Origin of the sequence: Flavobacterium branchiicola (assembly GCF_018383905.1) — a bacterium.
GTDB classification, from domain to species: Bacteria; Bacteroidota; Bacteroidia; order Flavobacteriales; family Flavobacteriaceae; genus Flavobacterium; species Flavobacterium branchiicola.
In genome coordinates, this window is record NZ_JAGYWA010000010.1 from 123,615 (window position 1) to 148,165 (window position 24,551).

A 24,551-nucleotide genomic window follows, 5' to 3' on the forward strand; every position below is an offset into this window, starting at 1 on the left:
CAATAAGTACTTATCTTTGTGGCCTAAAAAAAATGTCATGAAAGACATCGAACAGATATACCGCAACGATTTTGGAATTTCATTCTATTGGAAAGATGGCAATGAAATTGTATCAGATAAAATTCAATTGCTTTTTAAACAAATGGGATTTTATTTTTCAGTTCAGGAATTAAATGAATTTCACAATTTAATTGAAGACTGCGTAACAGACCATAACGATTATAATACAATTAGTGTAAAACGTGCCGTCGATAAATTTTTATTAAAGACACCTTATGTTGCACTAGATTTAGAAATATCACCAAGTGAATTAAATTCTATAAAAGACTTGGTTGATGGTTCCTTATTTAGACTTCATCTCAATGAATATATTTACGGTTCAGGCAGAAACTAAAACATTTCAACCTTTCTTTCATTAGAAATCCAAACATTTTGCGACACAGCCATGTTTCAGCAGAATGATTTTTTTTCAAATTTTTATGATTTTTTTATTTAGAATTAATATAAATAATATTTATATTTGTTGAAATAAAAGGATTTATAATGAGAGAAATAGAACAGATATACCACAATAGTTTTGGAATAGCCTTTTACTGGAAACAAAACAATCAAACCATTCTGGATAAAGTACAATTGGTTTTTAAGGAAACAGGCTTTTATTTTACCGTTTCTGAATTGAATATGTTTTGCGATTTAATCGAAGACAGTATAATCGAAAACAATTGCTGCGAAGCTTGCGAATTAAAATACTCCTGCCATAAATTTTTATTAAAAACACCTTGTTCGTCTATAGATTTAGCGGTTAACATGACGGAATTAAAATCGATTAAAGACTTAGTTGAAGGTTCTTTATTTAAAATCGAATTAGACGAATATGTTTACGGACCCGGATTAAACTAAAGATATCCGAAACATTTTAACAGTAATTTTTCATTATTTAAATATATTTTGATTCAAATCAAAAAAAAGTATATTTACAGCAATGAAAAAAAACTGCCTCATTCTTGTACTTTTTGTTCTTGCAATTTTCCTAACCAATTGCAGCAACAAATCTGATGAATACATTGACCCGCGCGGAACCGATTATGCCGGTTCTGAAAGCTGCATTCAATGTCACCAACAACAATACGAATCTACTTTACATACTTCACATTTTAAAGCAACGTCTCCACCAACAAAAGAAAATATTTTAGGTCATTTTACAAATGGCAAAAATACTTTTGTTTATGGTAAAGACATCAAAATAGTAATGGAAGAGCGTCATGATTCACTTTATCAGGTTTTGTATAAAAACGGAAAAGAAGTTGAAGCTTATCCATTTGACGTTGTTTTTGGAACTAAACATGCGCAAACCGGTACGTATTGGAAAAACCATTATCCTTACGAATTACCAATTTCTTACTATAAATCGATACACAGTTGGGCAACAAGTCCGGGATATTCTGCTACAAATCCAAATTTTGAACGAAAAATAGACAAAGAATGTTTTGCCTGCCATAGTTCGAATATTGGCAGCAGATATATTACGACAAGTTCTGACAGCATTACTTTCCTGACCATGGATGTTGAAGATTTTATGGATAAGAAAACTTTAGTCTACGGAATTGACTGCGAACGTTGCCACGGACCGGCAAAGAAACATGTTCAGACGCATTTAAAATTTCCTGATTTAAAACAGGCTCAAAATATAGTGAGTTTTAAAAATCTAAACAGACAACAAAAACTTGATGCATGCGCCTTATGCCATTCCGGAAATGATCAGGCAAAACTAAAATCCAGATTTCAGTACAAACCGGGAGAAAGTCTCAACTCGTATTTTAGAGCTTACCCGGGCACAAAAGACAGTACAAATTTTGATGTACATGGCAATCAGTTAGGATTACTTTCTCAGAGTAAATGTTTTAAACAAAGCCAAAAAATGGATTGTATGTCTTGTCATAATCCGCATCAGGATTCATCGCAAAATATAGCGACTTATTCTAAAATTTGTATGAGCTGTCATCAGGTTACAAAACATACTCCGGCAACGCTAAAAACAATCTCAAAATCACTGCTGGCTAATAATTGTGTAGAATGCCACATGCCAAAGCAAGATTCGAAAGCCATATCTTTTCAGCAATCAAATACAGCAGCGGTAACAAGTTATTCTCTGCGAACGCATAAAATTGGAATTTATGCGAATATTAAAAAGAAGTAATTATTTTTCGAATTTCTGAAGTTCAAATTTTTCGCCGTCAAAAACACCGTAGGTAAAATAACCAATCCAGTCACCAAGATTTACATAATTAGAATCTTCACCCACCGGAATAATCATTGGTAAATGACGGTGTCCGAAAATGAAATAATTGTAATGTTTGGTTTCCAGTTTTCGTTTGGCATACAAAACCAGCCATTCGTTTTCTTCTCCAAGAAACTTAACATCTTCGTCTCCGGAAATTAGTTTGTTTTTAACCGATAAATATTGTGCTAAACTTACCCCGACATCGGGATGAAGCCAACGGAAAAGCCATTTTGAAAACGGATTTGTAAATACCTTTTTCATTCTTTTATAGCCTTTATCGCCGGGGCCTTTTCCGTCGCCGTGACCAATTAAAAAGGTTTTTCCGTTAAAAGTAAATTCTTTGTTATCATGATAAACCGGAATATTTAATTCGGTCTGAAAATAATCATTCATCCATAAATCATGATTTCCCACGAAAAAATAAATCGGAATTCCGCTGTCGCGAATTTCGGCCAGTTTACCCAAAATACGTACGAAACCTTTTGGTACAACAGTTTTATATTCGAACCAAAAATCAAATAAATCTCCTAACAAAAAAATTGCTTCGGCATCTTCTTTAACCTCATCTAACCAGGCAACGAATTTTTTCTCGCGCGGAAGACTCAATTCTGGAGTTGGAGCACCAAAATGCTGATCTGAAGCAAAATATACTTTTTTCATTTAAATTATTAGATTGTTAGACTTCTTAGAATTTTAGACTTTTTGTCTCTCTGAGCGAAGTCGAAGAGTTCAGAATTTGGAATTTCTTTTTTTAATTTTAAAGATTATCAGAAGCGTACCATTCTGCAAATGAAGATTCTGTTTCCTGAAGTTTAAGAGAAAAAAGAGAAATTCCGGCCGGAAGTCTTCCTATAATTCTTTCTGCAAAATCAACCACCATATTTTCACTTGTTGGCTGATAATCTACCAAAATTACATGATGCCCGCGGTTTTTCAACTCATTTGCCAATTCAATATGCGGTGTTGTTTGGTTAAAAACAGTAGCATGATCAAACTGATCGACGATTTCTTCTTTTACAATTTTCTTTAGGTCAGAAAAGTCAATTACCATTCCGTACTTCACATTCGATCGGTCTGTAATTGGCGAACCAATAACGGTTACCGACAATTTATAACTGTGGCCGTGAACATTCTTGCATTTTCCGTCATAACCGTACAAAGCATGTCCGGTTTCGAAACTAAATTGTTTTGTAATTCTGATATTACTCATCGATTCTTAATTTTAAGCTTGCAAATTTACAAATTAATAACCGTTTTCGTCTCTTTTTTTAGCACGGTTATACATCCAGTATGCAATTCCTACTAAAATTACAAACGGAATAAAAGATCCAATGACAACGCCAAGCTGATATCCGCTGTCTGGCGCATTTTTAAGTTTTTCGGCTACATCGACTTTTTGAAATAATGAAATCAGTCTCATTTTAAATTGTTTTAATCCTGTAAGGTTTTCAAAACCTTATAGATAGAATATACTTTTTTTGACTCTAATAATCAAACCTACAAGGTTTTAAAAACCTTGCAGGTTTATATGAAAATTATTTTTTAAATTGTTTTAATGCATTTCTGCTAAAATCAGACAGTACCAATTTTCCTGTAATTGCAGCACGTTCAAAAAGCAGCGATTCCCAATTTTCGGTATTTTCCCAAATAATCTTTTTCATTTCCAGCAAAGCTTCCGGATTATATGAGCTTAACTTTTGAACAAAATCATCTATTTTAAGATCAAGACTAAAAGATTCACAAACTACCGAAAAAAGTCCTTTTTGAAAAGCCCATTCTGCCGATTTCCATTCGTGTGCAGCAAGCGTCATTTCGGTCATGGCTGTCTTACCAATTTTTCGTGAAACTGCGGGTTCAATAACAAAAGGTCCAATCCCGATTGCCAGTTCAGACAATTTTACATCACTTTCGGGAGTTGCAAAAACATAATCACAAGCTGCAATAATACCAACGCCACCGCCAACGGCTTTTCCCTGAACGCGACCAATAATTAGTTTATTGCAATTGCGCATTGCATTAAGCAAATGAGCAAAACCAGAGAAAAATTCTGTTCCCTGCTCTATATTTTCAACTTCCAGAAGTTCATCAAAAGAAGCTCCGGAACAAAAAGTCCTTGCTCCTTCACTTTTTAATATAATAACCGAAACATTTTCATTTCGGCTCAACAGATTAATTTCTGCCGTAAGGCGATCTAATAATTGACGCGGAAAAGAATTACTCGCAGGATGACCAAACTGAATGGTTGCAATAGTATTTTGAAAAGAAGTTTCTAAACTTCCTTTTGAAATTTCTGAACTCATAAAAATAAATTTAAAGGTAAAGTTACGCTTTTGAAAAATAATTAACTGGAAACTATTTGAAATTTGTTTTTTGATAATTAATTGCCTTTATTTGCTAAGGCTTTGGGGGATTAGCTCATTTGGCTAGAGTATCCCGATGTAAAATCGGGAGGGAAACAGTTCGAATGTAGATTCTCAAACAAAAAAGGGGGATTAGCTCATTTGGCTAGAATATCCCGATGCAAAATCGGGAGGATGACAGTTCGAATACAGATTCTCAAACAAAAAAGGGGGATTAGCTCATTTGGCTAGAGTACTTGCCTGGCAGGCAAGGGGTGACCGGTTCGAATCCGGTATTCTCCACACATTTTTCACAACAAAAAATACCCAAACAACTCTGTTTGGGTATTTTTGTTTGTATACGTTATGTAAACCCGACAGGTTTTAAAAACCTGTCGGGTTTAACAAGTGACTTGAATTCTTTATTTTACAGTTTTTTTTTAAAAGTCTGTAAACTTTTATTTTACCGGTTTTTTATTTTTATTCCATCAAGTTATAGAAATATTTAAACCTCATCTACTTTTATCATATTCAAAAAATATTTTACTATTTTTGGATGGCTTAGCAAAAGTTTTTTTTGCATTAAAACAAATTAGCCAAAATTACAAACCAAAAAACACCCAAAAATACTGCATGGATAAGATCAATTTATTAGTTATTGTTACCATAATTACCTTATTCATTTTACTATTTCTTGCTTTTTTTTTGTTTGCGGTCAAGACAAAGCATAAGACAAGTAATTCTCTTTTTGCTGCTTTTTTAATATTACAAGCAATTGACACCAGTCAGACTTTATTTGACTTAGTAATTCATGAGCCTTCGAATCTTGGAATGTTAAGAGGTTTGTGTGCTTTCTTACAAATTCCTGTTTTATATCTGTATGTATTATCGGTTTGTTATTCAGATTTTAAGCTTAAACCCAAACATCTAATACATGTTCTTCCATTTTTAATTGCCAATCTGGTTTTATTGCCTCGCTTTTACGCAGTAGATACTGCTTCTAAAATTAATCTAATCAAAAACTATCAAAATAGTATTGAAATACAGTTCAATCATATTCTTATACATGTTCAGCTAATTGTATATATCATTGCTGTTTTTATGGTATTGAGAAAAGCAAAAAAACTATATCTCGAAAATTGTGCCGGTACAAGTATAAGTTCTTATAATTGGTTATTTCAGTTTGCAGTTCTAATGACCATTTTGTATTCGGCTGCTATTTTAAAAAATATCTTCAAATTCTCCGATTATCCCAATATTTCTGAATGGATAAAAATTGGACTCTTGGTGTTTCAGCTCTTTATTGTTTGTTGGTACTTATTTAAAGCATTAAACAACCCCGATTTATTTAAGAGTGTTGATTCAAAATTACAACTGGTTTCGGATATTGTTTTAGAAGAAAAAAATAAGGAACAATTACCTGTAAGTGAAAAAGAATATAATGAAGAGTTATTGAAACTACAGCAGTATATGGCGGAAGAAAAACCGTTTTTGGATCCTTCTTTAACAATTCAGGATGTCTCTAAGGGTATTGCAATTCCGGTTAGGGATCTCTCTCTTTTAATTAATCATAAATTAGAGCAGCATTTTTACGATTTCATTAATACCTATCGCATAGAAAGTGCCATGAATATTTTAAAAGATGCCACAAAAAGCAAGGTCACTATTTTAGAAATTTTATATGATGTAGGTTTTAATTCGAAATCTTCTTTCAATACCGCTTTTAAAAAACATACTGGCTTCACTCCTACCGACTATCGTAAAGCGCTTTAATTTAGCACTTTGTAATTACTCGTACTCGTGTTTTTAACTATTCGTACTATTTTCTTTTTTACAAATGCGTTCGAATATTTTCACTCGGTCGCGTAGGTTTAATTTCTCCCACATCTTTGTATCGAAATAAATTTCTAACCGAAAATCACGATACAATGAAAAACTTTATTTATTTACTACTTCTTATAGTAACAACTTCGAACGCACAAACAAACAACAAAACAGTATCACAAAAAAAAGATTATAGTTTTCTTACTGATAGTTTAAATATTAATGAACAACTGGAAAAAAATAAACTTGCCGGATTTAGTCTTGTTGTTTTTGAGAACTACCAGATTGTTTATTCCAATCAATTTGGTGTAAAATCGATAAACTCGCCAGAAAAAATAGATCAAAACACTGCTTTTTCTACCGCTTCGATTTCAAAACCTATTACGGCACTACTTTGTTTTATGCTTGAAGAAAAAGGCTTAATTAATTTAGACGATCCGATAGATGGTTATCTAAAACGCTGGCACTTGCCAAAAAGTAAGTTTACCGAAAACCATAGCCCAACCTGGAAACAATTTTTAAATCATACGGCTGGTACAACTCAGGGCGGATTTGCAGATTATTATGAAGGCGATACCATCCCGACAATAAAACAAAGTCTTTTAGGTCAAATACCACGATATGATAAAGAAATTGAATTTTTGTTTACACCAGGAACGAGTTGGTCGTACAGCGGTGGCGGTTATGTGATTATTCAAATGGCTTTGGAAGATACTTTTAATACATCTATCGCAGAACTTGCTAAACAATATATCTTTTCGCCTCTTGGATTAAAAAACACTACGATGACACAACCTAACGAAAAAGGATTCTTAACAAATGTGGCACTCGTTCACGATCAAAACGAAAAAGTTATTAGAACTGGTTTACCAATTACGCCGCAAGTTGGAGCTTCAGGAATGTGGTCTACACCTACAGATTTAGCTTTAATTGCTATTGAAATACAAAATGCCTTGCGCAATAAAAACAATAAAGTGATTTCTCATTCTATTGCACAAAAAGTAACAGAAGTAACCGCCTTAAAAGATGCTGTTGCCGGATGGAGTTACGGATGGCAAAAGTCCTTTGGCTATAATAACTACGATTGGTTTATTTGCAATGGCTCAAACACAGGAGTTGGAGGTACTGTTTTTGCGACTATGAAAGATGGAAACGGCTTTACATTTCTAACCAATGGCGAAAAACCAAATCGTTTTCCTGTAATGTCGCACACCCAAAGAAAGCTTTTGAAATTAATGAACTGGAATGGAAAATCACCTAACGAGGAAACTCAGGAAGTTCCAAAAGATTTAAAAGAAAAACTAATCGGAACTTATGATGATTTTCTTTATGGACAAGGAGTAGAAACCAAAATAGTAGAAAAAAACAATCGCCTTTATGTTGAGTCTATGCTTTTGGATCATTTTAAAGGAAAAAATGACAACGAATTAGTTTATCTAAAAAATGGATCTTTTAAAATTATAGATTATCCTAACGTACTAAAATTCGGTTTCAGTGATAAAAAACTAAGTTCTGTAGTCTTGACAAGAGGCAATTTGAATACTGAAGTTCTAATTACTGAAGCAATAAAGTCTGGTAAATAAAATCAAAAAAAGCAATAACTTAAATTAATAAACCCTTGTAAATTCAGCTACAAGGGTTTATTCGTTTTAAGAAAGTATATAATTAAGCTTTCTACTCATATTCAAAAACAGTAATATCTGTTGTATAATTAAATCCTGCAGCATCATACTTTATTAGATATCCCTCTTCATCATAAAAATATTTCGGAACAGCTTCAAACTGCACTTGCCAACTTCCGTTAGATAATATATTTGAAGAAATCTTTGTTACGTGTAAATATTGATTATCTAATCTATAGTATGGCTCTTTATTATAAACTCCTGCTTTAGTTGGATCAAAAGTAAAAATTACATAACTCGTCAAAGTTTCAGTTTGATCGGAATTAACACTATACCAAGCTTTTACATAACTAGTATCATTTGGATAAGTATATTTATAGTGCATCTGCAAGACATCATGAATATAGAAAAAAGCTTCATTTATTCTTCCTTGTTCATCATACATATATTTATAACTTACATGACCGTCATTTTCAATTCGTTTCTCCATCAGCCCTTGTTCGTTATATGTATAATGGCTTCCGAACGCGTATGATGATATCATTTCATTCAATGAACCATTGTTATTATAAGTAAAACTGAAGTTTTCTGGTGTATTTGTATGTCCATTATTTGTATAAACTTTATCAGTATTAATACTAATAAGCTGACCTAATGAATTGTATTTATAAACAAGATCATAATCTCGTTCGGTAGTTTTATTTAAAGCTATTTCAGCAACATCAAAAAGATTCTCTGAGGGTAAACTTCTGTAAATATTTAAATCTCTATCGAGGTGGTACTCATAAATATTAACTCCAATATTTTGAGCAAATCTTGTAGATTTAACTATACGTTTTCTTACTTCGGCATTTTTTGCTGTTTTTGACGAACTTATATTTACAATCGCAGGTTTCATCATTTCTGACTTAGGCAGAACAGGTTTTGTAACAACTGGATCTACAGGCTTTGGATCTACAGGAACAACAACCTCAGGTTCTTTTGAGGATTCATCTGCAGAACAGCTAACTATTGTGCATTGCAATAAAATGGTAAAAACAGAAAGCAATCTAAGTAGTTTTTTCTTCATGTAATCTATGATTTAGAGCGCTAATATACTTATTTATCCTACACTATAATCACACGAGATTATTACTTTTTGTTGGCTATTTCTCATTCGCCGAATCGTCAGCATCAATTCTATCTTTTTTTGCTTTTTTGAAATCATTATTCAGCAAATTTTCCAATTTCTTTTTTTCTTTTAGATTCTTTCTGATTGTGAGTACAACCAAAATAACAACCAATACAGCTACAATGCCAATTATTCCCCAATTGATTTCCATAAGTTTAAATTTTAATTAAAAGTAAAAACTTAAACTATTCAGCATGTTATCAAAAGGTTAAGTGTTGTTTTTAGCCGAATTTAAAATCGCGAAAAGAAAGTTTTATTTTGAAAAAATTTATGAATGTTTGAAAATTTCAAACTTACTTTTTGTCTGAAAATTTGTACTTTTATTTAATGAGATAAAAAGCCGTAAACTACAAACGCAATCTGTTTTTTACCCAAAGTAATTTTGTAAAAGAATTTTAAATACCTTTGAATTATGAGCACAGCAACAAAACCAATTCATATCGGACGGAACATTAGCCGTATTAGAGAAATTAAAGGCATGAAGCAGGAAGCACTTGCTATTGCAATGGAGACCACTCAACAGAATGTTTCATATATTGAAGGAAGCGAAGTCGTAGAGGAACAAAAACTTAAAAAAGTTGCCGAAGCGCTGGAAGTTTCTATTGATGCTATTAAAAATTTTTCAGAAGAAAATGTCATTAATTATTTTAATACTTTTAATGATAGCCCAGGAAACTTTGGAAATTTTGCCAGTGGTTCAACTTGTAATTTTAATCCACTTGACAAAGTTGTAGAACTTTACGAGCGTTTGGTTCAGGCTGAAAAAGATAAAGTTGAATATTTAGAAAAAATAATGAAGGATAAATAATCTTTCAATTCCTGATAATAAAAAAGCCATTCTTTGAAATTTCAAGGAATGGCTTTTTTGTTTTGGGTAAAATGACTCCGCAGGTATAGACTGAACACTTCATGGTTTTTTATATTATTAACTATTTGTTTCTAATATTCACCATAATGCATTATTTTGGTATTTTTCTTACACAATTAACAATTTGTAAGAATTCATTTATTATGTTTGTTTTTAAGTAATAACCCTTTAAAAACAAAACTATGAATCAAAAAACCAAAAGAATCCTGATATTTACTATTGTTTTGGCAATTTCTGCTGTCTTTACAAGGTGCCAAAATGATGATAATTTAGCAAATCAGGAAGTTTCGAAAATTTCACTTGCCAAAGAGTGGTTTAAAGAATATGAATCGAACGGCGATAATTTTAATCTGTTTCAAAATTTAAATTACCAATGGGCTAACGCCAAAATTAAAAACACTAAAGAGGGCGTTCAGATTATAGTTATACCCATTACAGCGGTAAAAATAAACCAAAATGAAAACTGGGAACAAAAACTTTATATTTATAATCTGCCCCAAAATAAATACACAGCAATTCTGTACGAATTTTATCCTGATACCCCTCAAATTGCCGCCCCCGCTGATGAACCTGATAATTTTACAGGATATATTACAGGCTGGGATTTGAAACAAGGCTTTATAAAAGCTGCCCGGTTCGAAAACGATGCTATGGTTTGCACCGGGACTATTGAAATAATACCGTACAAAAAGGCAAACAACAGTACAGCAAGAGCCCCCGTAGAATCTGATCCTTATGAATATGGTTGTTCACAAACTGGTTGTAGTGATGCATTACCATTAAGACCCGTTGTAATTCAAAATGATTATAGAAACAATACCATCTATTATACCCCAAGGGGTCAGGATGTTACAGGGGGAGATCATGAAGATTACACTTCCGATCATACCGGAGGCGGCGGAGGATCAAGTAGTACTACTAACCCAACCGTAGCAACCCCCTGCGATAAAATAAAAACACTCAGAACCAATGCAAATTTTACAGCAAAACACGAAGAACTCAAGAAAAAAACCGGTTTAAAAATAGAATCAGGTTATATGCAAAGCAGGAACGGGCCTTTTACTGCACTTGTCGCAGCACCAAGTACAGATAATGCAGATAAAATGAATTTACCATCTGATGCCAATACAATAGGCTATATGCATACTCATCTTGACCCTTACGAAAGAATAAGGGCAAATGGAGAATTAGAATCTATAAAACCCATTAGAATGTTCTCTCCCGAAGATGTAAAACAGTTTATAATTTTGGTACTCAGTGCCCAAAGAAACAGCATTCCTATTGATGATATTTACGGAACAGTTGTATCCAGTAAAGGAACTTACCAATTGAGGTTTACAGGGACTACAGCAGATGTTGGGACAAAAGCTAACAATATTAACTGGCAGGATTTAGAAGAAATTTACAAAAACTTAATGAGAAGGAATAGTTTAGAAAAAGGGTTTTTAAAATTTTTAAATGAAGAGATAGGAATTAATGGTATTGAACTGTATAAAATTGAGGCAGCGGGAAATTCCAGAAAAACATTAGACACCAACGGAAAAATAACAACTACAAACTGTAATTAAAATAACCATGAAAAAAATAATTATATTAGGATTTATAATGCTATTGACATTATCCTGTAAAGCACAAACCATAGTACCTGTTGAAAAAATGGGAGATTATCTTGATGCCGGAGATGGCATTCCAGACAATACTTATATGAAAGATATCAATAATTTGCTTACTAAATATGTAGGTACGTGGAAAGGATCTTATAAAACTAAAAATTACACTTTTTACATCACAAAATACACTTCTACTCTTGATAAGGTAACCATCGATGAATTACGAATTCGCTATTTAATCACATCTGTTTTTGGTACAGTATTAGAAGATACCAGAAGTGTACCAGAGACTGGTCCCCACATCATAAAAGGGAGTTATTTCAACAAAGACCTAACCTCGTATGCATCTGACTTTGTAGGTAATAACTCTATGTGTGGAAATAAAGGAACAATATTTACCCGCATAAAAAACAATACTAATACACAAATGTTCTTATCTTTTGAGCCCGATCATATCATGATTTCGGAAGGTACCTGCCCAGGTTTAAAACTAGCAGAACTTACTTTTCCTAGAGATGGCTTCATGTTGACCAAACAGTAATTTTATTTTAATCATCTTGACAAATTAGAAGAACTTTACGAGCGTTTGGTTCAGGCTGAAAAAGATAAAGTTGAATATTTAGAAAAAATAATGAAGGATAAATAATCTTTCAATTCCTGATAATAAAAAAGCCATTCTTAAAAATTTTAGGAGTGGCTTTTTGTTTTTGAATTACTCCTTAATCTTTGTCAAAGTTTTAAACTTTGACAAAGATCTTTTTTTGAGAAAATATGATTTGCTTTCAGCTTTAGCTGGAGGTAAAAAATCCTGCTAATAAATAGGCTTTAGCCAAAAATGCAAGATATTTGGCTAAAGCCTAGTAACTGAAAACAAAAAACCTCCAGCTAAAGCTGGAGGCAATTGAAAAAATATCTTATTTAGAAATCTGAAAATTCATTTAACTCTCTTTTTCCGAAGACGGAAATCAATCTTCTTCTCTAATATATTTAAAAAAGTACTTCAAAAAATATAACGGAAAAAAAGCTAATGCAACTGGAACATACATGCTCCAAAAAGAATCATCAAAATTTGTCATCATTTTTTCTGCCATTATTAAAAAAACAAAGGCGAGAATAGTAAATATCCAATAGCTTCTTTTTTCATTCTCTTCATCAAAATAAATAAAAACAGAAGAAATAAATTGAAAAATGTAGAGCGTCAAATTAACGACTATAACTATAATTGCAGCTCTATCTAAATCATTTCTAAAATGATAATAGGTAAAGAATATTAATAGAATAAGTCCCGCGATTAAATCTGAAATCAAAAATGTTCCCCATCTAACGCTTACGTAAGCAAAAATCGCCAAGAACATGAAAAAGATAAAATATCCAATCATAATTGTATTTAAATTTTCATTCGAAGAAACTTATTTCAACAAATATCCCAATCTAATCGAACCATAAAAATAGCCCGTGTTTTTATCGGTAATAAAATTGGGTTCGACTTCGCGGCCACGGTAAAGAAAGGAATAAGATAAATTCCAGTTATTATGACGGTATTTTAAACCAAATTCTGCATTGAAGCGCCACGGAACTATATCAAAAGTCAACGGACTTGTGTCATTAAACATACTTCCCTGAATCGTAGCATCGTAAAACTGATAATTGACACTTGGCATGGCGTAGAAATAAAATTCCCGAATATTATATTGCGGTTGTGTATTTACTGAGGCATCGTGCAAATTTGAATCGTAAACCGGTAATAGTTTCTTAAACCCAATTCGGGTTAAAAGACCTGTTGAAACTCCTGTAAAAATAGTTCCCAAATTGGCTTCGGACTGAAAGTGAAGATCTACAAAATCATTGTGTTTGCCGGGAAATAACTTTTTAGAATATAAAACATGTGCCTGAATACCAAATGCATTATGAAGCTGGTTTTCCCAACCATATACATTTTTATAGCCAATAAGGTGATGAAAACTTTCCTGCGTTTCTCTTCCCAACGCATTGGGTCCCATAAACCCAACTTGAAAATCAGTTTTTAAAACCGACTCGCTTTGGTAAAAAAAGCTGCGTCCGGCTTCGGCAAAAAGATAAGCTGTAAATGGTCGATCGTTTTCGTAAATGGCTTCTTTGTTTATAAATCTGGGATTATAAATATATTGCCCAATACGAAATTCGGTAATTTTTTTATTGATTTTCGGGTTTTCATTCTTAGACAAAAACCGGAAGAAAAATTCTAAACCATTGGTATAATACATATCGTTTTTAGACGAAGTGTATAAATCATTGTCGGAAATAATTCCGATTTCTTTTGTTTTTGCCTGTCCGAAAACTAACGTTGTTGCCAATAGAAAGACCGCAAAAAAGGCATTTCTATTTTCCATTATAATTTATTTTTCCAACGGCACGCATCTCGCGAACAATTCGTTCTTTTCTTCTGTTAATATAACTTGACGAACCTGTCGCTTTAAATTTTCTCGGATTAGGAAGAATTGCTGCAATTCCGGCAGCCTGCATTGGCGTTAAACTTGAAGCATCACGACGGTACCAGTGTTCTGTTGCGGCATAAGCACCATAAACGCCATCGCCCATTTCGATACTGTTTAAGTATACTTCCATGATTCTTTCTTTGCCCCAGATAATTTCGATTAAAACGGTGAAATAAGCTTCAAGACCTTTACGGAAATAACTTTTTCCCTGCCATAAAAAGACATTTTTTGCCGTTTGCTGTGAAATGGTACTTCCGCCACGAATTCTACGTCCGCGTTCGTTACTTTTATATGCTTTCTGAAGCGCTTTGAAATCAAAACCATTGTGGGTTAAAAAAGTTCCGTCTTCGCTGGCAATTACCGCTTTCTGAAGATTATTCGAAATTTTATCAATTGGTTCCCAATCGTGATCAAAAAACACTTCTTTACCCGCCATCTTATTTTCGATAGCACGAATTATCATTAAAGGCGTAAAAGGCACCGGTATGTATTTAAAAATAATAACCGACCCGATAGACAATCCAAAAAACCATAAACATAGTTTGATAAAAAACCATTTTACTTTTTCGCCAAAAGAACGATTTCCTTTTTTGGGAGCTGCTTTTGGTTTAGGTTTTGCTGTTGTAGTAGTTTTTTTTGGTGCCGGTTTTTTGGTTACTGCCATTATATTAAATCTGCTAATTCTGTTCCTATTAAACTGCCAATTGCGACTCCCATTCCGCCTAAACGTACTCCACAGAACACGTTTTCAGAAAGTTGAGACACGACAGGATTCTTACTATTTCCGATTCCCATAATACCGCTCCAACGATGCGCTATCTGAAAATCCTGATTTGGTAAAATTACATTTTTCAGCAACTCCTCCAATTTATTTTGTATAATTTTCGTTTGCCCAAATTCAGTTGTCGTTTCGCCGTCAAAATCAAGGTTTCTTCCTCCGCCTAATAAAATCCGATCACCAATATTTCTAAAGTAATAATAACCGCGATCCAGATGAAAAGTTCCTTTTATATCCAGATCTTTTATAGGTTCTGTAATTAAAACCTGTGCTCTTGCCGGTCGTACAGCTCCATTTGTTAAAGAATGGGCAAAACCATTTGTCGCAAAAAGCAATTTATTTGTTTTAAAACTGAAATCATTCAGTACGACTTCAACATGGTTTCCGGTATCAGAATAAGAAGTTACAGTTTGTTGGTTTAAGATTAAAATATTGGCAGAAACAGCTTGCTTCAATAATTCCTGCATCATATTTCCGGTATCGATCTGAGCTTCAAACGGATTAAAAACTAAATATTCCTGAATGTTTGCAAAACCAAAACGATCTACTTCTTTAGAAAAAACATCGGCTTTAAACAATGGTTTCAAAACTTCGTTTATAAAAGGAATTTTAGCAACACATTCATTAAATCCGGATTCTTCGTCTTTCAGAAATAATTCATATCCGCCGTGTGGTTTAAAATCAATTGCAGCATCACCCAGTCTTTTTCGGAGAAGTTGCAAGCCAGTCCAGCGCTTTTCTATTAGACTCACAACATCATCTTCAGAATGTGTTTTTAAATCTTCCAGAATTTCAGAAATACTTCCAAAACAGGCAAAACCGGCATTTTTTGTACTCGCGCCTTGTGGTAACATTCCTTTTTCCAGAACCAGAATTTTTGCAGCAGGAAATCTTTCGCGTAAGCGCAATGCTGCGTGCAAACCAACAATTCCGCTGCCCACAATGGTATAATCAACATTTGTGAACCAGTTTTTTAATTCCCAATAACTTAATTCCATCTTTTAATAAATTCCAATGTTTAAATTTCAAATCCCAAACTTGGGTTAAATTACAATTTTTTAAAATCCAAATTCCAAACTTTACTTTAAATTTTTATTCTCAAATATTATCAAAAAATAATTCGTGAATTGCTTCGCCAGTTCGCTATCGCTCGGGTCGTGGTGGAAAAAATTGCAATTTTAACATTTATTGGGATTTGGATTTTTAAAGATTGGAATTTAAATGTTGTACTTTTAGCTCCACAAAAAATAGAATTTTTATTATGAAAAAAGTAGTAGTAACAACATTAATAATGATGAGTTTAAACGCTATCGGACAGAATGTAATGTCTCCGGAATTATTATGGAAACTTGGACGAGTTAGTGCACTCGGACTTTCTAAAGACGAAAAGAATGTCGTTTTTAAGGTTTCTACACCTTCTGTAGAAGAAAACAAATCGCACTCTAAATTTTACACTATTCCTGTAAACGGTGGAAATGCAACTGAAGTTAAAGACACTAAAGATCTTTTGAAAGACAAAAATGTTTCGCCAGACGGAAAATTTTTAGTTTATAATGAAGAAGTAAAAATCGACAAAGTTTTAGGAAAAGATTTTTACCCAAGCCTTGAAAAATCTGATGCTCAGATTTATGATGGTTTAGATTATCGTCACTGGGATACGTGGAATGAAGGAAAATTTAACCACGTTTTTTATAAAGAAAATAAAGATGGTGCTGCCGGAATTGATATTTTGAAAGGTGAAACTTTTGATTCGCCGCAAAAACCTTTTGGTGGTGACGAAGATTATATCTGGTCGCCAGACGGAAAAAGTATCTTGTATGTGTGCAAGAAAAAAGCGGGAACTCAATATGCTATTTCGACAAATACAGATATTTATGAGTACAATTTAGAGACTCAAAAAACAACAAACAGAACCGAAGGTAATCTGGGTTACGATACGGCTCCTCAATTTTCTCCAGCAGGAAACCTGACTTGGTTACAAATGAAGCGTGACGGTTATGAAGCGGATAAAAACGACATTATTGTTGAATTTAAAGGCATCAAAATCAATTTAACGGCAAACTGGGATGGAACTGTAGATAATTTTATCTGGAGTAAAGATGGCAAAAATGTATATTTTGTAGCGCCTGTAGATGGTACAAAACAACTTTTTGTAGTAAACTTTCCTGGTTTAACAAAAATCGCAATTCAGGTTCGCCAGATTACAAACGGAGATTTTGATGTAAATGATTTAGTTGGTTTTGCCGGTGATGATATCATTGTAACCAGAAACGATATGAATCATGCTCCTGAGATTTATTCTTTTAACTTAAAGAAAAATACATGGAAACAACTTTCGAATGTAAATACAGATACTTATAAAACATTAGCTTTAAGCAAAACTGAAAAGCGTTATGTTACTACAACTGATGGCAAAAAAATGTTGGTTTGGGTAATCCTGCCTCCAAATTTTGATGCTTCAAAAAAATACCCAACTTTATTATTTTGTCAAGGAGGACCGCAAAGTGCATTGACTCAGTCGTATTCTTTCCGTTGGAATTTTTCTTTAATGGCTGCAAAAGGTTATGTGGTTGTAGCACCAAATCGTCGTGGAATGCCAGGACATGGTGTTGAATGGAATGAGCAAATTAGTAAAGACTGGGGTGGACAGGTTATGAACGATTACCTTTCTGCAATTGATGATGTTGCTAAAGAAAATTATGTTGACAAAAGCCGTTTAGGATGTGTTGGTGCTAGTTACGGAGGATATTCTGTATTTTACTTAGCCGGAATTCACAACAACCGTTTCAAAACTTTTATCGCTCACGATGGCGTTTTCAATACCGTAAGTATGTTGGGAACTACAGAAGAAGTTTTCTTTAACAACTGGGATTTTGGTGGTCCATACTGGGAAAAAGACAATGCTGTAGCTCAAAAAGCATACACAACTTTTAACCCTGCAACTATGGTTGAAAAATGGAATAAACCAATCTTGATTTTTCAGGGAGGAAAAGATTTCCGTGTGCCAATTGGACAAGGACAAGAAGCTTTTCAGGCTGCTCAGTTAAGAGGAATCAAAAGTAGATTTGTGTATTTCCCTGAAGAAAATCACTGGGTTCTTAAACCACAAAATGCTCAGGTATGGCAAGGTGAATTCTTTAAATGGTTAAACGAAACATTATAATACAGCACATTGGGTGTAATTATTTTCAACACATAGAAACATAGATCTATTTTAGATTTTACTGAAAAGATTTTGAAAAGAAACTAGTTTCTAACACATAGCTATGTTTGTTAATGCAAATGAAATGCCTTTTTGAGCTTTTAAAACTATGTATCTATGTGTTAAAATATATTTTTTAATATCATCTAACGAGTTAATATAAGATTTTAAAACCAATTAGTAGCCGCAGATTTTTACATAATCTGCGGCTATTTTATTTCCTAAACCTTTGAATTATGTAATACTTTCAACTTCATTCGCTTTTTAAAACAGATTTTTTTAAATAAATTGCAGTGAATTCGAAATCTAAAAACTTCCCAATCCCAACAATAACAATCTATGGAGAGCAAAAAAAGTTACACCGCTATTAAAGTGCTCTTTAGTTATGTGGCACTATTGGCTCTCGTTGTTACCGTTGGATGGTTTTTGTATTCTGAAAATGTAGTTTATAATAAACTGGAGGACAAAATTGCTCTTGAAAAAACAAAAATTCTAAGAGTGAGTAAACTTTTCTCTAATGTTTATAAAACAGAAAGTTTAGCCCGAAAAACAATTCAGACCAATTCTGATAAAGATTTTAAAAGCTACGTTACCGAAACGGATTCATTGCGCGCCCGAATCGATACTTTAAAACAGATTGTTACTACCGATTATCAAAAAGTTTTATTGGATAGTGTTACCTATTTATTGTCTGAAAAAACCAAAAACATTCAGCAATTAAAAACCATAAAAAACAAAGCCGATGATGAAGTCTCGGTAAATACGGCAATTGACGAAATTACCAAAATGGAGTTTAAACTCCGAAAACTGGAACTTCAGGATTTCACCAAAAATCCCAATCAGCTTGGGAGTTATCAAAAAAATGTACTTCAGAAATATGTAGATTATCTCAATCAGAATATTCCGGATGATAGTACTAATACATTAAGTAAACAAGCTTCTGATTCGATTCTGGCGAACTCTAAAAAACTTTTGAGCTCTGTAAAAATGAGAGCCGAAAAGAAAAAGGAGTCCCTGAATTTTGAGGAAAATAAATTGCTTAAAAATGAAATTGCAATTTCTGAACAACTCAGAAAAGTGCTTCGAATAATTGAGCGCGAAATCATCATTAATTCCATAAAAAACAATTCCCTCAAGGAAAAATCGCTTAAAAAAGTCAATGAAATTGTGACTGCTTCAGCCATTATTGGTTTAGTGCTTACAATTTTCTTTTCTATTTTAATTGTCAGCGATTATTCAAAATCCCAGTTGTATAAAAAACAGCTTGAAATTGCGAATTTTAAAACCAGGAATCTGCTTAAAAGCCGGGAACAATTAATTTCGACCGTAAGTCACGATTTAAAAACGCCTTTAAGTACAATTGTCGGTTATTCTGAACTTCTGGATAATTCCGATGTTAATACCAAGCAGTCATATTTTATTAAAAATATTAAAAACTCTTCCGAATATATTACGCAATTGGTTCAGGACTTATTGGATTTTTCAAAAATTGAAGCAGGAAAAATTACAATCGAAAAAGTTCCTTTTCTGATACCCGTAATTATTGATGAAGTTGCCAAAAGTATTCAGACCGTTTACAAGCAAAAAAATATTGATTTAATAATTAATGTGAATGAAAAACTGAATGCAAAAGTTGTTGGAGATCCGTTTCGACTGAAACAGATTTTGAGCAATATTATTGGAAATGCCTATAAATTTACTGAGGAAGGTTTTATCAAAATCAGCGCCTACCCTTCTGAAAACAATCAGTTTTTTGTAATTACCATTGAAGATACCGGAATTGGAATCGAGAAAGGAAATCAGAAATTTGTATTTGAAGAATTTGCTCAGGCAAACGAAGGCATCGAAAAAAAATACGGAGGAACTGGTCTTGGCTTATCGATTTGTCAAAAAATAATCTCGATTCTGGGCGGAACTTTACAACTTGAAAGCACTTTTGGAAAAGGAAGCACTTTTGAAGTTCAGCTTCCGCTATTATTTGATACCAGTTCAAATTTACTTTATGAGACCAAAAAACCAATCTTGCAAAACACAAAAGCGCAAACTTTTATTGTAATTGATGACGATATAAATCTACTCAATTTGACAAGTGGTGTATTGAGACAGGAAAAACATCAGGTTTTATCTTTTAATAGTGCTTCAAAAGCACTCGAAGCTATTCAGAAAACCAATTTCGACTTTGTGATTACCGATATTCAAATGCCGGAAATGGATGGCTTTATGTTTCTGCAAAATCTAAAAAATAGTGCTGTTTATAATAATCAGCCTGTAATTGCTTTAACAGGAAGAACAGATTTGGAAGCTTCTGTTTATTCGGATGCCGGCTTTACAACTGTCGTAAAAAAACCTTATTCACCAAAAATTTTGCTGGATACTATTCGTATTATTTTAGAAAATGAGACTTTGCCCAAAGCTGAAATACATGAAACTGAAGAAAATATTTCATCTCAATTGTATTCTCTAAATACCTTAAAAGAATTTCTTGGAAATGATCCTGCAGCATTAAAAGATGTTTTAAAATCGTTTGTTGAGAGCAGCAACGAAAATCTAGTTGCGCTAAATAATGCAATTTCAGAAAAAAATGTACCTGAAATAAAAGCTATCGCACATCGTATTGCTCCAATGTTTAAACAAATTGAAGCACATAAAATTGGTGAAATTTTAAAAGTTTTAGAAAGTAATAATTTTGAAATTTCTCAGGCAAAAGCCCTTTACAAAGACTTAAAAGAACAAATTGATTCTCTTTTTGAATCCTTAGAGAAAGAAATCGTTTAATCGATATTGTATTGTTTCAATTTATTGTAAAGCGTCTTTCTGGTAATTTTCAGCAATTTTGCAGCCTCAGACTTATTATTCTGTGTTTTTGATAAAGCATGAATAATTGTTTCTTTTTCATTTTCAGACAATGAGAAACTAGTTGTTGTTTCTGCCTGGTTTTGCTTTTGGATTTGAAAGAACTCTGCAGGTAAAACATCGCTCTCGATATAATCGCCCTGAGATAAAAGTGTGGCGCGTTTTACACAATTTTGAAGTTCACGTAAATTTCCCGGCCAGTTGTAGTTTTGAAAAATAGAGACAACTTCCGGAGAAAATCCGATAATTTCTTTGTTTAATTGCTGATTGGCTTTTTCCAGAAAATAATCAGCAAAAACCATTAAATCTTCTTCTCTGTCTTTTAATGAAGGAGAAAGAATCGAAAACTCATTGATTCTATGGTATAAATCTTCTCTAAAATCGCCATTTTTTACTGCTTCACGTAAATCTTCATTAGTAGCAGTAATAATGCGGATATCGACGTTTATTTCTTTGTTGCTTCCAACGGGTTTAATTTTTCGTTCCTGAAGTGCTCTTAACAACTGTATTTGGTTTTCATAAGAAAGATTTCCTATTTCGTCCAGAAATAAAGTTCCACCATTTGCAGCTTCAAAATAGCCCATTTTATCGCTGATTGCACCTGTAAAAGATCCTTTTAAGTGCCCGAAGAATTCACTTGCCGCCAATTCTTTCGGGATGGCTCCGCAATCAACTGCTATAAAATTATTGTTTTTGCGATTGCTTTGCTGATGAATACTTTTGGCAATAATTTCTTTTCCAGTCCCGCTTTCACCAATAATCAAAACAGACATATCTGTTGGACTTACCAATTTTATATGATCTAAAAGCTTTCTTGAAGCAATAGAAATTCCTTTTACAAATTCGTTTTCTGCAGTAACCTGTTTTTTTACCGATTTTTTCTCTTTTGCAGGAGTTTCTTCCGGCTCTGGATTTTGTAATGCATTGGTGATTACCAGTAAAACTTCGTCAGGATTAAATGGTTTTGAGATATAATCTGCAGCACCATTTTTTATAGCTTTTACAGCAGTATTAACATCTGAATATCCTGTCATAAGAACGACCGGAATATGAGGATGTGAATTTTTAATTTCAGACATTAGACCAATTCCGTCAGAATCAGGCAAACGCAAATCTGTTAAAATCAAATCGAATGATTCGTTTTTAATTGCTAATCTGGCTTCTGCTGCGGAGAATGCGATAGATACTTCGTATGCTTTCTTTATTAGAAACTTTTCTAACAATTTGCAAAACGAGATATCATCTTCTATCAATAATATCTTTGACATTTGTTTTTAGGGACTTTATTTGCTAAAATAATACTATTAAACTTGTATTATCACAAATTTATGCAAAAAAAAAGAGATTGCTATAAGCAATCTCTTTTTCACCAAAAACATAAATCTAATTTCACCTAATTATATTTATAATATATTTATTATATTTTCAGCCAATTGCCATTGACATCTGAGTAAACAGTAGCCTTTTGGTCCTTAACTGATATTTCTAATTTATATTCCTTTTTTTCATTTACAAATGCTTTATCCAGCTTTGCACCGGGATAAGCAGTTTGAAGAGCAGTTTTTACAGCCGCCGGAACAGCATCTGTAGTCACTTCTGTATATTCTGTTTGTGCAGAAATGGACATTTTAACTTTATTTGGAGTAGTCTCTGCAGTTGCAGAAATAGACATAGTTCCTAAAACAATAGCAGTTGCCAGGGCTAGCTTTTTCATAATGCTCTATTTTAATAAATTATTTTTTAAGGATGTTTCCTGAAGCATCTGTAAAGAAAGTATACTTTTTCTCTCCACTAGAAATTTCAAGTTTGTATTCGTTTTTATCGTTTTTATATGCTTTTTCAAGTTTTGTACCTGGAAAAGATTTTTCGATAGTCGACTTTACGGCTGCAGGAACTGCATCTGCAGTTACCTCAGTATATCCGTCCTGAATGTTTACTGATTGTACATTTTCAGATTGCACTGTTGCCGTTGTTGCGTGCATAGACAAGCTTCCTAAAACGATAGCTGCCGATAGAATTAACTTTTTCATAGTGGATTGGTTTAATAGTTACTTTTTAAGAATGTTTCCTTGTGCGTCTGTGTAAACAGTTGATTTTACATCTCTAACGGTAATTTCGATTTTGTATTCTTTTTTATCGTTTACGTATGCTTTCTCTAATTTTACACCTGGATAAGCATTATCCAAAGCTGTTTTAATTGCTGCCGGAACAGCATCAACTTCTTTGTACTCATCCTGAAATTTTACTACCGGAGTTACTGTTTTCGAAACTTCAATAGTTGCTGCTTGTGTTGACAACACTCCCAAAAGAATGGCTGCCGATAAGATTAACTTTTTCATAATGATATTATTTTAGTGTTAAACTACTTATTTTTTTACCCAAGATCCGTCTGCATTTGCATACAACGAACCCACTTTATCACCTACTGTAATTTCGAGCTTGTATTGAGAAGCTGTATTTTTATAGGCTTTATTAAGAACTGCAGTTGGATAGGCTTTTTTAAGCGCATCTGTTACCGCAGAAGGGACTTCTTCATTTTTAATCTCTGTGTATTCGTCCTGAATAGAAATTGTTTTTACGATTGTAGTTGTTACTGGAGAAGTTGAAGCAAAAGATGTTAAACCTCCCAAAACGATTGCGGCTGATAAAAATAGATTTTTCATGATGTGTGTATATTAAAAGTAATTAATTTATTTGGAACAAAAAGGGATTATTTTTTAATCCAGGTTCCGTCTGCATTAGCATAAAGAGATCCTACTTTATCTCCTACAGTTACGTCTAATTTATATTGAGAAGCTGTATTTTTAAATGCTTTAGAAAGTACTGCATCAGGATATGCTTTTTTAAGAGCGTCTGTTACTGCAGAAGGCACTTCTTCTAATTTAATTTCTGTGTATTCGTCCTGAATAGAAATTGTTTTAACGATTGTAGTTGCGATTGGCGAAGTTGAAGCAAATGAAGTTAAACCTCCCAAAACGATTGCGGCTGATAAAAATAAATTTTTCATAATGTGTATATTTAATAGTTAATTTGATTAAAGTTAATTTGGATTATTTCTGAATCCAGGTTCCGTCAGCGTTAGCAAAAAGATTTCCTGTTTTTTCACCAACAGTAACATCTAGTTTGTATTGCGAAGCTGCATTTTTATATGCTTTAGTAAGCACTGCGTTTGGAAATGATTTTTTAAGTGATTCAGTAATTGGAGCCGGTAATTCTTCTAATTTAATTTCTGTATATTCATCCTGAACTGAAATTGTTTTTACGATAGAAGTTGTAGTTGGCGAAGTTGAAGCAAATGAAGTTAAACTTCCCAAAACAAGAGCGGCTGATATAAATAATCTTTTCATAGGGGTATCTTTTTAGTTTTTAATAGTTGTTTACGCTTTAGATAATGAAACAATTGTGCCGCAAATACAATATCACCTTCAAAACCATCTAAACGCCTTGTTTTTAAAGGCATTGAGCTAAAAATCAGAAAACATCGCACTATCCTAAAAGTGTGTAAACCAATAAAATAGTGTGTAAAAAG

The 24,551-nt window shown here is 33.0% G+C and carries 27 protein-coding genes, 1 tRNA gene and 1 pseudogene; 12 read left to right on the forward strand and 17 right to left on the reverse strand.

The features are described from left to right. Positions 1-37 precede the first annotated feature (37 nt). From KHA98_RS21080 to KHA98_RS21090, 3 genes are all read left to right on the forward strand, one after another. Positions 38-394 carry a hypothetical protein gene (locus tag KHA98_RS21080; protein ID WP_213259968.1) on the forward strand — a complete coding sequence of 119 codons (357 nt, stop codon included), beginning with the start codon at positions 38-40 and terminating at the stop codon, positions 392-394. Between the two features lie 149 nt (positions 395-543). Then, on the forward strand, positions 544-900 hold the full coding sequence (locus KHA98_RS21085) for a hypothetical protein (protein ID WP_213259969.1): 357 nt from the start codon (positions 544-546) through the stop codon (positions 898-900). Positions 901-982: 82 nt separating this feature from the next. Beyond that, complete coding sequence (locus KHA98_RS21090; RefSeq protein ID WP_213259970.1) at positions 983-2,197, forward strand: cytochrome c3 family protein; 1,215 nt, start codon at positions 983-985, stop codon at positions 2,195-2,197. On the opposite strand, the gene KHA98_RS21095 is transcribed toward KHA98_RS21090, so the two are convergent. The 4 genes from KHA98_RS21095 to KHA98_RS21110 form a co-directional block, all read right to left on the reverse strand. Next, the gene (locus KHA98_RS21095) at positions 2,198-2,941 is read right to left on the reverse strand and encodes a UDP-2,3-diacylglucosamine diphosphatase (protein WP_213259971.1); all 744 of its coding nucleotides are present in this window, start codon (positions 2,939-2,941) and stop codon (positions 2,198-2,200) included. 97 nt (positions 2,942-3,038) lie between these two features. Further along, positions 3,039-3,491, reverse strand: coding sequence for a 6-pyruvoyl trahydropterin synthase family protein (locus KHA98_RS21100; RefSeq protein WP_213259972.1), 453 nt, complete (start codon positions 3,489-3,491; stop codon positions 3,039-3,041). Between the two features lie 33 nt (positions 3,492-3,524). Next, entirely contained in the window at positions 3,525-3,701 is a 177-nt protein-coding gene (locus KHA98_RS21105) for a hypothetical protein (protein ID WP_213259973.1), read from the reverse strand. Positions 3,702-3,816: 115 nt separating this feature from the next. Further along, on the reverse strand, positions 3,817-4,581 hold the full coding sequence (locus KHA98_RS21110; protein WP_213259974.1) for an enoyl-CoA hydratase/isomerase family protein: 765 nt from the start codon (positions 4,579-4,581) through the stop codon (positions 3,817-3,819). Between the two features lie 268 nt (positions 4,582-4,849). Between KHA98_RS21110 and KHA98_RS21115 the strand changes: the two genes are divergently transcribed. The 3 genes from KHA98_RS21115 (at position 4,850) to KHA98_RS21125 (ending at position 8,027) form a co-directional block, all read left to right on the forward strand. Beyond that, a tRNA-Ala gene (locus KHA98_RS21115) sits at positions 4,850-4,923 on the forward strand. Positions 4,924-5,253: 330 nt separating this feature from the next. Then, a complete protein-coding gene (locus KHA98_RS21120; protein ID WP_213259975.1) occupies positions 5,254-6,393 on the forward strand; it encodes a helix-turn-helix domain-containing protein in 1,140 nt (379 codons plus the stop codon). Positions 6,394-6,548: 155 nt separating this feature from the next. After that, complete coding sequence (locus KHA98_RS21125; protein ID WP_213259976.1) at positions 6,549-8,027, forward strand: serine hydrolase domain-containing protein; 1,479 nt, start codon at positions 6,549-6,551, stop codon at positions 8,025-8,027. A 91-nt stretch (positions 8,028-8,118) separates the two neighbouring features. Here the strand turns inward: KHA98_RS21125 and KHA98_RS21130 are convergent, their stop codons facing one another. Beyond that, positions 8,119-9,135: a hypothetical protein gene (locus KHA98_RS21130; protein WP_213259977.1), complete on the reverse strand. Its 1,017-nt coding sequence runs from the start codon at positions 9,133-9,135 to the stop codon at positions 8,119-8,121. A gap of 76 nt (positions 9,136-9,211) precedes the next feature. Then, on the reverse strand, positions 9,212-9,388 hold the full coding sequence (locus KHA98_RS21135; RefSeq protein ID WP_213259978.1) for a hypothetical protein: 177 nt from the start codon (positions 9,386-9,388) through the stop codon (positions 9,212-9,214). Between the two features lie 261 nt (positions 9,389-9,649). Between KHA98_RS21135 and KHA98_RS21140 the strand changes: the two genes are divergently transcribed. The 4 genes and pseudogenes from KHA98_RS21140 to KHA98_RS22945 all read left to right on the forward strand — a co-directional run. Next, positions 9,650-10,045: a helix-turn-helix domain-containing protein gene (locus KHA98_RS21140; RefSeq protein ID WP_213259979.1), complete on the forward strand. Its 396-nt coding sequence runs from the start codon at positions 9,650-9,652 to the stop codon at positions 10,043-10,045. Between the two features lie 242 nt (positions 10,046-10,287). Beyond that, positions 10,288-11,673, forward strand: coding sequence for a hypothetical protein (locus KHA98_RS21145; protein WP_213259980.1), 1,386 nt, complete (start codon positions 10,288-10,290; stop codon positions 11,671-11,673). A gap of 7 nt (positions 11,674-11,680) precedes the next feature. After that, entirely contained in the window at positions 11,681-12,256 is a 576-nt protein-coding gene (locus tag KHA98_RS21150) for a DUF6705 family protein (RefSeq protein ID WP_213259981.1), read from the forward strand. A 6-nt stretch (positions 12,257-12,262) separates the two neighbouring features. Beyond that, positions 12,263-12,361 (forward strand): annotated as a pseudogene (locus KHA98_RS22945) (transcriptional regulator); the annotation flags it as partial. Between the two features lie 319 nt (positions 12,362-12,680). On the opposite strand, the gene KHA98_RS21155 reads toward KHA98_RS22945, so the two are convergent. Genes KHA98_RS21155 through KHA98_RS21170 form a run of 4 tightly spaced genes read right to left on the reverse strand, consistent with a single transcriptional unit; the run spans position 12,681 to position 15,965 of the window. Further along, positions 12,681-13,094 (reverse strand): hypothetical protein, encoded by a 414-nt coding sequence (locus tag KHA98_RS21155; protein WP_213259982.1) that lies wholly within the window; start codon positions 13,092-13,094, stop codon positions 12,681-12,683. Positions 13,095-13,124: 30 nt separating this feature from the next. Next, on the reverse strand, positions 13,125-14,084 hold the full coding sequence (locus KHA98_RS21160; protein ID WP_213259983.1) for a lipid A deacylase LpxR family protein: 960 nt from the start codon (positions 14,082-14,084) through the stop codon (positions 13,125-13,127). Continuing rightward, a complete protein-coding gene (gene mtgA / locus KHA98_RS21165) occupies positions 14,074-14,853 on the reverse strand; it encodes a monofunctional biosynthetic peptidoglycan transglycosylase (RefSeq protein ID WP_213259984.1) in 780 nt (259 codons plus the stop codon). The genes KHA98_RS21160 and mtgA overlap by 11 nt, the downstream gene beginning before the upstream one ends. Then, the gene (locus tag KHA98_RS21170) at positions 14,853-15,965 is read right to left on the reverse strand and encodes an NAD(P)/FAD-dependent oxidoreductase (protein ID WP_213259985.1); all 1,113 of its coding nucleotides are present in this window, start codon (positions 15,963-15,965) and stop codon (positions 14,853-14,855) included. Before KHA98_RS21170 ends, mtgA begins: the two co-directional genes overlap by 1 nt. A gap of 263 nt (positions 15,966-16,228) precedes the next feature. Between KHA98_RS21170 and KHA98_RS21175 the strand changes: the two genes are divergently transcribed. Together KHA98_RS21175 and KHA98_RS21180 are read left to right on the forward strand one after the other, a co-directional pair. Next, complete coding sequence (locus tag KHA98_RS21175; protein ID WP_213259986.1) at positions 16,229-18,130, forward strand: S9 family peptidase; 1,902 nt, start codon at positions 16,229-16,231, stop codon at positions 18,128-18,130. Between the two features lie 378 nt (positions 18,131-18,508). Continuing rightward, positions 18,509-20,944 carry a hybrid sensor histidine kinase/response regulator gene (locus KHA98_RS21180; RefSeq protein ID WP_213259987.1) on the forward strand — a complete coding sequence of 812 codons (2,436 nt, stop codon included), beginning with the start codon at positions 18,509-18,511 and terminating at the stop codon, positions 20,942-20,944. Here the strand turns inward: KHA98_RS21180 and KHA98_RS21185 are convergent. The 7 genes from KHA98_RS21185 to KHA98_RS21215 all read right to left on the reverse strand — a co-directional run bounded on the left by KHA98_RS21185 (position 20,941) and on the right by KHA98_RS21215 (position 24,369). After that, positions 20,941-22,290: a sigma-54-dependent transcriptional regulator gene (locus KHA98_RS21185; RefSeq protein WP_213259988.1), complete on the reverse strand. Its 1,350-nt coding sequence runs from the start codon at positions 22,288-22,290 to the stop codon at positions 20,941-20,943. The two genes, KHA98_RS21180 and KHA98_RS21185, sit on opposite strands and share 4 nt — an antisense overlap. Before the next feature lie 149 nt (positions 22,291-22,439). After that, positions 22,440-22,736 (reverse strand): hypothetical protein, encoded by a 297-nt coding sequence (locus KHA98_RS21190; RefSeq protein WP_213259989.1) that lies wholly within the window; start codon positions 22,734-22,736, stop codon positions 22,440-22,442. 19 nt (positions 22,737-22,755) lie between these two features. Next, a complete protein-coding gene (locus KHA98_RS21195) occupies positions 22,756-23,052 on the reverse strand; it encodes a PepSY-like domain-containing protein (protein WP_213259990.1) in 297 nt (98 codons plus the stop codon). Between the two features lie 18 nt (positions 23,053-23,070). Continuing rightward, a complete protein-coding gene (locus tag KHA98_RS21200; protein ID WP_213259991.1) occupies positions 23,071-23,361 on the reverse strand; it encodes a hypothetical protein in 291 nt (96 codons plus the stop codon). A 27-nt stretch (positions 23,362-23,388) separates the two neighbouring features. Beyond that, a complete protein-coding gene (locus KHA98_RS21205) occupies positions 23,389-23,685 on the reverse strand; it encodes a hypothetical protein (protein ID WP_213259992.1) in 297 nt (98 codons plus the stop codon). Positions 23,686-23,732: 47 nt separating this feature from the next. Further along, the gene (locus KHA98_RS21210) at positions 23,733-24,029 is read right to left on the reverse strand and encodes a hypothetical protein (RefSeq protein WP_213259993.1); all 297 of its coding nucleotides are present in this window, start codon (positions 24,027-24,029) and stop codon (positions 23,733-23,735) included. Between the two features lie 43 nt (positions 24,030-24,072). Continuing rightward, positions 24,073-24,369 carry a hypothetical protein gene (locus tag KHA98_RS21215; RefSeq protein ID WP_213259994.1) on the reverse strand — a complete coding sequence of 99 codons (297 nt, stop codon included), beginning with the start codon at positions 24,367-24,369 and terminating at the stop codon, positions 24,073-24,075. Between the last annotated feature and the right edge of the window lie 182 nt (positions 24,370-24,551).